This is a genomic window from Oryzihumus sp. (assembly GCF_054325275.1).
Map to the genome: position 1 here is coordinate 1 of NZ_JBTCWL010000110.1, position 7,419 is coordinate 7,419.

A 7,419-nucleotide genomic window follows, 5' to 3' on the forward strand; every position below is an offset into this window, starting at 1 on the left:
GCGATCGGCAGGTGCGTGCGCCCGATGCCGGTGGCCGACCACGAGGTGACCTCCTCCGGGAGGGCGGCGACGCCGGCCATGAGCGCGGCGGTGGTGCCCGGCATGCCGCCGGGGACGCCGGTGACGAAGTCGACGTGGACCTTGCCGCCGTAGGGCAGGCCGTGGGTGTCGATGAGCCGGCGCAGCGCCGCCACGTGGCCGAGGTCGAACAGCTCGAACTCGGGCACGACCTCGCGCTCCTGGGCCTGGACGTAGAGCTGGTTCATGAAGCCCCACGGGTTGAGGAAGACGTCGTCGCCGAAGTTCGTCGTTCCGCAGGTCAGGCTGCACGAGTCGGGCTCCGCCTCGAGCACGGTCAAGCGCTGCTCGAGCGCGTCGTGCACGCTGCCACCGGTCGAGAGCTGGATGACCAGCGAGGTCTGCTCGCGCAGCGCCTCGACCGAGGCCTTGAGCAGCCCGTGGTCCAGCGTCGGCTGGTGGTCGGCGTCGCGGATGTGCAGGTGGATCAGGCTCGCACCGGCGGCCTCGCAGGCGATCGCGGTCTCGACGAGCTCCTCGAGGGTCGTCGGCAGCTGCGGGCAGTCGGCTTTGGCCGTCTCGGCGCCCGTGGGCGCGACGGTGATGAGGGTCCCAACCATGGGCACATCCAACCACCGGTCAGGGCTCGGCAAACTGCCGCAGCCACGCCGCCCGAACAGCCCGTCCGGGCGTCGTCGATATGTCAGGATTGCGCGGCCGCTGTAGCGTCAGGAGCGGTGCCACGCAAGACCGTGTTTTGCCAACACCGGCGAGGGGAAGACACCCGTGGAGCTGCACGACTACATCCGCGTCATCCGGAAGCGGTGGCGGGTCATCGCTGCAGCCACCCTGCTGGTCATCGCCGGCGCGGCCGCGGTCACCACGATGAGCCCCCGGGTCTACGAGGCCCAGACGCAGCTGTTCGTCTCCACCTCCGGCGGCTCGGACACCACCCAGCTGCTCCAGGGCAGCAGCTTCACGCAGCAGCGGGTCAAGTCCTATGCCGACGTCATCACCTCGCCGGTCGTGCTCGACCAGGTCATCCAGCAGCTCGGGCTCAAGACCGACGCCGACTCCCTGGCGAAGAACATCACCGCCACGGTGCCGCTGGACACGGTGCTCATCGAGGTCGCCGTCGACGACACCGACCCCCAGCGGGCCGCCAGCATCGCCGACGCCCTCGGCAAGCAGTTCCCCAAGACCGTGCGCAGCATCGAGGCGAGCAGCGGCCAGGGCACGGACGCCAGCCCGGTCAAGGTCTCGGTGATGCGCGTCCCGACCGTGCCGACGTCCCCGGTCAGCCCCAAGCCGGTGCGCAACATCGGCCTCGGTGTCGTGCTCGGCCTGCTCGTCGGCCTCGGCCTGGCGCTGCTGCGCGACCTGCTGGACACCTCGATCAAGAACGACGAGGACGTCGCCCAGGTGACCGGCGCGACCGTCATCGGCGGCATCGCCTGGGACAGTGACGCGGCGAAGCGGCCGCTCATCGTGCAGGCCGACCCGCACAGCCCCCGCGCGGAGGCGTTCCGGGCGCTGCGCACCAACCTGCAGTTCGTCGACGCCGCCAACCAGCCGCGCTCGATCGTGTTCACCTCGTCCCTGCCCGGTGAGGGCAAGACGACGACCACGGCCAACCTGGCCATCACGCTGGCCGCGGCCGGCTCGCGGGTCTGCGTCGTGGAGGGCGACCTGCGCCGCCCCCGGATGCTCGACTACATGGGCATGGAGGGCTCGGTCGGCCTGACCAACGTGCTCATCGGCCAGGCCGACCTCGGCGACGTGCTCCAGCGGTTCGCCAACACCGAGGTGTGGGTGCTCGGCTGCGGGCCGATCCCGCCCAACCCCAGCGAGCTGCTCGGCTCCACCGCGATGCTCGAGGTGGTGCGCCAGCTCGAGGCGAAGTTCGACTACGTCATCATCGACGCCCCGCCGCTGCTGCCGGTCACCGACGCCGCCGTCCTGTCCACGGTCACCGGGGGCACGGTCGTGGTCGTCGGCACCGGTTCGACCACCCGCGAGCAGCTGTCCCGCTCGATCGCCAGCATCGAGGCGGTCAACGGCCGGGTGCTGGGCATGGTGCTCAACAAGGTGCCCACCAAGGGTGCCGACGCCTACAGCTACTACCGCGACGGCTACGCCTCGATCAGCGACCCCGAGCGCCAGCTCGACCTGCGCAGCGGCAGCCGGGAGCCCCGCGAGACCCGCGACAAGGACCGCTCGCTCACCTGAAAGCGGGCGCTCAGGGGGTGACGATGACCTCCTGCGCCGCGGCCAGCCCCTCGACGCTCAGGGTCGCGTCGACCGGCACGTTGCGCTTGACCAGCGCCAGGGCGATCGGGCCGTCCTCGTAGTGGCGGGCCACCGAGGTGACGAAGCCGATGTCGCGACCGTCGACCGAGACGGCGGCGCCCCGGGCCGGGAGCGTGTGCCCGGACCCGTCGACGTGCAGGAACACCAGCCGGCGCGGCGGGCGGCCCAGGTTGTGCACCCGGGCGACGGTCTCCTGCCCGCGGTAGCAGCCCTTGTGCAGGTGCACCGCCGTGCGCAGCCAGTCGACCTCGTGCGGGATGGTGCGGTGGTCGGTCTCGAAGCCCAGCCGCGGGCGCCACGCCTCGACGCGCAGCGCCTCCGCGGCCCACACGCCGGCCAGCGGCCGGTCCGCGACGGCCGCCTCGAGCGACTCCCGCGGCACGATGAGCTCGCGCCAGGCGCGGTCCGCCCCCGGGTGCCGCTCGACCGCGCTGTATGCCGTGCTGTCACCGACGATGTCCGGCCACGGGTCGCACCAGGCCGGCGGCTCCCCCTCCACGGACTCGGCGCGCACGGGCTCGCCGAGCACGGCATACCGGTCGGTGACGTCGGCGACCTCGACCCGCAGCATGAAGCGCATGGAGTCCAGCCACCCGGCGACGGCGGCGGAGGTGCCCGGCTCGACCGTGATCCACGTGGTCTCGCCGTCGTCGACGAGGTGCAGGTCGTGCTCGATGTGACCCTTGGGGCTGAGGATCAGCGACTCGGTGGACCGGCGCGCCGACAGACCGACGAGCTGCTGGGTCGTCAGGGAGTGCAGCCACGACAGCCGGTCGGGACCGGTGACGGTGACCACGCCGCGGTGGGACAGGTCGACGACGGCCAGGCCCTCGCGCAGGAGCCGCTGCTCGCGCAGCGGGTCGCCGTAGTGGGCCGCGACCCCGGCGTCGGGTCCGTCGGCCTCGACGGCCCCGGGCCGGCCCAGCAGGGGGCTGGCCGTCACTGCTGACGTTGCTTCGAGCACTGCTCACACCATCCGTGGATCGCCATGTGTTTGATGTCTGCGACAAAGCCGTGGGCGGCCAGAAGATTCCCGGCGAACCCGCTCGCGTGCTCCACGTCGCTCTCGATCGTCGCACCGCAGCCCATGCAGACCAGGTGCAGGTGGTCGGCGTGGTCGGCCAGGTGCCAGGTCGGCGAGCGGTGGTCGAGGTGGGTGTGGGAGACCACGCCGAGCTCCTCGAGGACCTCCAGGCTGCGGTAGACCGTCGAGGGCGCCAGCGGCGCTCCCCCGTCGGCGCCGACCGCCTCGACGATGGCGTCGGGCGTGGCGTGACCCAGGCGGCGGACCGCGTCGAGGATCCGCTCCCGCTGCGGGGTCATGCGCATGCCCTTGGCGCGCAGCGACTCACCGACATCGACCATGGCGTCGAGACTACCCGCGCGAGGAGTCACCTGACTTTGCGCACGTTGTGGTCGTGGAGGGCAGGCCTCGGGCTGCCCTCAACGACCACAACCTGCGCAACGGGTGGCCCGACCTCAGCTGCCGACTGCGTGCCAGGTCTTCAGGCCGTCGGAGGAGCGCAGGGTGCGGTCGCCGACGAGCAGCCAGCCGCTGGACCCGGCCGCCGACAGGGCGACCGAGCCGGGCGACACCCCGGCCAGGGACACCGCGGCGCAGCCCACGACGGCGGTCGGCCGGGACGCGCGCACGATGGTGATGCCGGCGCAGCCCTGGTCGGCGCCGGGCCGGGCCACCCACGTGTCGGTGCCCTGGTCGGAGGCCGCGGCCAGGGCGTGGGTGGCCGAGCCGGAGGCGGTCCACGTGGAGCCGGAGTCGCCTGAGCTGCGCACCTGTCCGTCGCCGCAGAGGACGGTGGCCCTGGTGGTGGAGGCGGGCAGCAGGTCGATGACCGCCGAGCCGCCCTGACAGGGCCGGACCGCGCGGCCGCGCGAGGTGTGGATGACCACGGTGGAGGCCGGGTCGCGGAACCACGAGCGGTCCAGCCCGGCACCGCCGGTCCAGGTCTGGCCGGAGTCGGTGGTGGTGCGCATGGCGGCCGAGCAGGTCGCGTCGGCGCCGATGACGAACGCCGCCTGGGCGCTGCTGGCCCGCAGCCGGGTGATCGTGCGCAGGGGGCTGCGGCGGCCCACCCACGTCTTGCCGCCGTCGGCGCTGGTCGCCACGGCGGACCCGCCGTCGGTGCAGGCGCCGACCTCGACCCGCCAGGCGTGGGTCGCGTCGAGCGCGACGACGAGACGGGTCAGCGGCGCGGGGGCCAGGGCCTCCGCGGTGCTGGGGCTGGCCGTGGGGGTCACGTCCACGGGGCTGCCGACCGGGTCCGGCTCGTCGGTCGGGTCGGGCAGGGTGACGACGGGGGTCGGCGTCGCGGGCGTGGGGTCGTCACGCTGCAGGGCGAGGGCCACCAGCGCGACGTCGACGACCAGCAGGACGATGACGGCACCCGTGCCCAGGACACGACGGACCGTGGCGCGGCGGGCCACCTCAGCCGGCCAGCGCCCGCGCAACCACCGGGAGTGACCCCATCACCTGCTGCGCCATCGTCACGAACATCGCGTCGTCCCCTCTGAACGGGTCGACGATATCCGTCTCGGCGGCCTCCAGGGGCGGGTTGAGACCACGCCGCGCCGCGGCCGCCTGCACCAGCGCCCGGACCCGGGACCGAGGGTCACCGCCACGCGTGTCCGGCGCCGGCAGGTCGGCGACGAGGTCGGCGAAGTCGCGCAGCGTGAAGGCATAGGACAGCGCCCGCGGGTGCAGGGTGGCCACCTCGCCGCGGTGCCGGCGGGTGGCGGTCAGCACCAGGTCCGCCGAGGCGACCAGGCCCGGCACGAGCTGGCGCGCGACGAACCCGGCCGGCTCACCGGCATACCGGCTGGTCTGGGCCGCGGCACGCGGCTCCATCGGCGACCCGACCAGGGCACCGGTGCCGGCGCTCTCGACGAAGACGCCGGACCCGGCCGGGAGCATCGCCGCGAGGACCCGCTCGATGAACGGTGAGCGGCAGACGTTGCCGGTGCAGACGATGAGGACCCGCGCCGGCTCCGGCTCGGTCACTCGACGCGCTTGAGCTGGGCCGAGGCGTGGCTCTGCAGGGGCTGTCCCGCCGCGGCCATGTCCATGGCCCACATCAGCTGGGACTCGACCAGGCCGTAAAGGCGGTGGCCGGCGTTGTACTCCTTGGCCAGGGGGCTGCGGATGACGCCGTCGGTGCGGATCTCGATCTTCGCCGGCTCGACGGTGCCGTGGTACATCTCCACGATCCCGGTCGGGTGCGTCAGCAGCAGCTCGACCTCGCCGTCACCGGCGGGGCGCCAGAAGCCGAGCTCGGTGGCCAGGGGGCGCACCTGCTCGCCGGCGTCGTTGAGCAGCCAGGTGCGCGACTGCCACTCCAGGAAGGGGCGGCCGTCGTTGCTGACGATGATCTCCTGGCCGAAGTTGACCGACTCGATCGTGGGGTAGCCGACGACGCCGGCGCCCTCCCAGCGACCGATCATCCAGGCCAGGGGCAGCAGCTCCGGCGGGAGGTCGCTGCGGATCTCGAACGGCATCAGCGCGAGCTGCGGACGAGCTTGTAGACCACGTAGCCGGAGAACCACGTGATGACGAGCGCGCTGGCGATCAACAGGCTGAGGTAGAAGGCTTCCACGGGGGAGATCGTAGCCTTTGGCCCATGTCGACCCACTCGCGCACGCTCGTCGTCAAGCTCACCGCCGGGGTCGAGGACGCCGAGCGCGTCTCCCAGGCGTTCACCGTGGCCTCGACCGCGCTGGCCTCGGGGGTGCCGGTCAGCCTGTGGCTGACCGGGGAGGGCAGCTGGCTGGCGGTGCCCGGGCGCGCCGAGTCCTTCGACCTGCCGTATGCCGCGTCGCTGGCCGAGCTGCGTGACGCCCTCCTCGCCGAGGGCCGGGTGACGGTGTGCACCCAGTGCGCGGCGCGCCGGTCGCTCTCCGAGGAGGACCTGGTGCCGGGCGCGGTGATCCGCGGGGCGGCGGCGTTCGTCGAGGAGGTCATGGCCGAGGGCGCGCAGGCCCTCGTCTACTGACGGCGGGGGCGTTGCGGCCCCGGGCGGGCACGCACGACGACGGCCCCGGCTCGTCGTGAGCCGGGGCCGTCGTCGTGCTTGTCAGGTGTCAGTGCACCCAGCGCAGCGTCGGCAGCGTGGCCTTGGCGTGGGACCGGGTCGTGTGCGCGTCCGCCCGCAGGCCGGTCAGGGACTTGCCGGGCAGCAGCGGGAACAGCTTCAGGTAGTTCTCGGTCGCGGTCTCGAGGGGTTGGTTCTGCGGCAGCCGGTCTGCCTTGGCCTGGAGGGCGCCGATGCGGGCAGGTGCACCGGCACCCAGCGGGTCGATCGCCCACGCCTGCCGCCCGTAGGGGCCGGCGGCGGTCAGGTAGTTGCGCATGGCCGTGAGGAGGGCGGTCCGGGCGGCGGACTCCCTGGCGGGGTCGACCGGGTGGTGGTCCTGGGCTGCGGCCTCGACGAGCCCGTCGCACGCCGCGTCGAGCAACGAGAGGGTCCGGTCGGGGTGCAGGAAGATGGCGCCGCCGGCCTGGGTCCCGATGGCCCCGGTCACGTCGATGAGGTGGTCGGCCCGGGCGCCGATCGTCTTCACCCAGCCGATGGCCGTCGCCTTGCCGAGGGCGGTGGACAGCGCGGCGCCGTGCGCGTCCACGCGGTCCAGCCGCCTGTTCAGCACGACGGCGTCGGCGCCGGTGAGCGGGCCGTCGGGGCCACTGTCGGCGTCCACCCCGGACCCGACCACGTCGAGCGCGTCGGCAAGGTCGGACAGGGCCGCCCCCGCCCTGCTCTTGGCGGCCGCCAGCGCCCTGGCCTGGGCGGAGCTGGCGGTGTGCTGCTTCTCCACCTTGAGCAGTGCGTCCCAGGTCTGCGGGCCGACATTGCCGGTCGGGCGGATGTGGTGGGCCCGCTGGAACTTCTGCACCGCGCGGAGCAGGTGCAGGTCGAACGTGCCGGTGGCCTTCAGGCCGAGGATCCGCTGGACGCGGGCGACGGACGGGCCGTGGTCGTGCCAGTGGAGCGTGGCCGGGACGTGGGCGCTCGCCGCTGACGTGCGCGCGGCGACCGGGGCCGCGAGGGCGGGCGCGGCAGGCACCGCGAGGCAGGCAGC

The 7,419-nt window shown here is 73.3% G+C and carries 9 protein-coding genes; 2 read left to right on the forward strand and 7 right to left on the reverse strand.

Annotated features, from left to right (window positions below; translation table 11 throughout):
- The coding region (locus ACXVGS_RS18315) for a 3-keto-5-aminohexanoate cleavage protein (RefSeq protein WP_458537318.1) at positions 1-638 on the reverse strand (638 nt) is incomplete at its 3' end.
- Between the two features lie 166 nt (positions 639-804).
- Here ACXVGS_RS18315 and ACXVGS_RS18320 point away from each other — a divergent pair.
- Positions 805-2,247: a polysaccharide biosynthesis tyrosine autokinase gene (locus ACXVGS_RS18320; RefSeq protein ID WP_458530369.1), complete on the forward strand. Its 1,443-nt coding sequence runs from the start codon at positions 805-807 to the stop codon at positions 2,245-2,247.
- A 10-nt stretch (positions 2,248-2,257) separates the two neighbouring features.
- On the opposite strand, the gene ygfZ is transcribed toward ACXVGS_RS18320, so the two are convergent.
- From ygfZ to ACXVGS_RS18345, 5 genes are all read right to left on the reverse strand, one after another.
- Entirely contained in the window at positions 2,258-3,292 is a 1,035-nt protein-coding gene (gene ygfZ / locus ACXVGS_RS18325; RefSeq protein ID WP_458537319.1) for a CAF17-like 4Fe-4S cluster assembly/insertion protein YgfZ, read from the reverse strand.
- Entirely contained in the window at positions 3,268-3,693 is a 426-nt protein-coding gene (locus tag ACXVGS_RS18330) for a Fur family transcriptional regulator (protein ID WP_141789558.1), read from the reverse strand. The genes ygfZ and ACXVGS_RS18330 overlap by 25 nt, the downstream gene beginning before the upstream one ends.
- A 114-nt stretch (positions 3,694-3,807) precedes the next feature.
- Positions 3,808-4,773: a hypothetical protein gene (locus ACXVGS_RS18335; RefSeq protein ID WP_458537320.1), complete on the reverse strand. Its 966-nt coding sequence runs from the start codon at positions 4,771-4,773 to the stop codon at positions 3,808-3,810.
- A 1-nt stretch (position 4,774) separates the two neighbouring features.
- Positions 4,775-5,347, reverse strand: coding sequence for an arsenate reductase/protein-tyrosine-phosphatase family protein (locus ACXVGS_RS18340; RefSeq protein ID WP_458537321.1), 573 nt, complete (start codon positions 5,345-5,347; stop codon positions 4,775-4,777).
- Positions 5,344-5,841 (reverse strand): FABP family protein, encoded by a 498-nt coding sequence (locus tag ACXVGS_RS18345; protein ID WP_458532520.1) that lies wholly within the window; start codon positions 5,839-5,841, stop codon positions 5,344-5,346. The genes ACXVGS_RS18340 and ACXVGS_RS18345 overlap by 4 nt, the downstream gene beginning before the upstream one ends.
- A 122-nt stretch (positions 5,842-5,963) precedes the next feature.
- Between ACXVGS_RS18345 and ACXVGS_RS18350 the strand changes: the two genes are divergently transcribed.
- A complete protein-coding gene (locus ACXVGS_RS18350; RefSeq protein ID WP_458532521.1) occupies positions 5,964-6,335 on the forward strand; it encodes a DsrE family protein in 372 nt (123 codons plus the stop codon).
- Between the two features lie 88 nt (positions 6,336-6,423).
- On the opposite strand, the gene ACXVGS_RS18355 is transcribed toward ACXVGS_RS18350, so the two are convergent.
- A partial coding sequence (locus ACXVGS_RS18355; protein WP_458537322.1) for a peptidoglycan-binding domain-containing protein occupies positions 6,424-7,419 on the reverse strand: 996 nt, incomplete at its 5' end.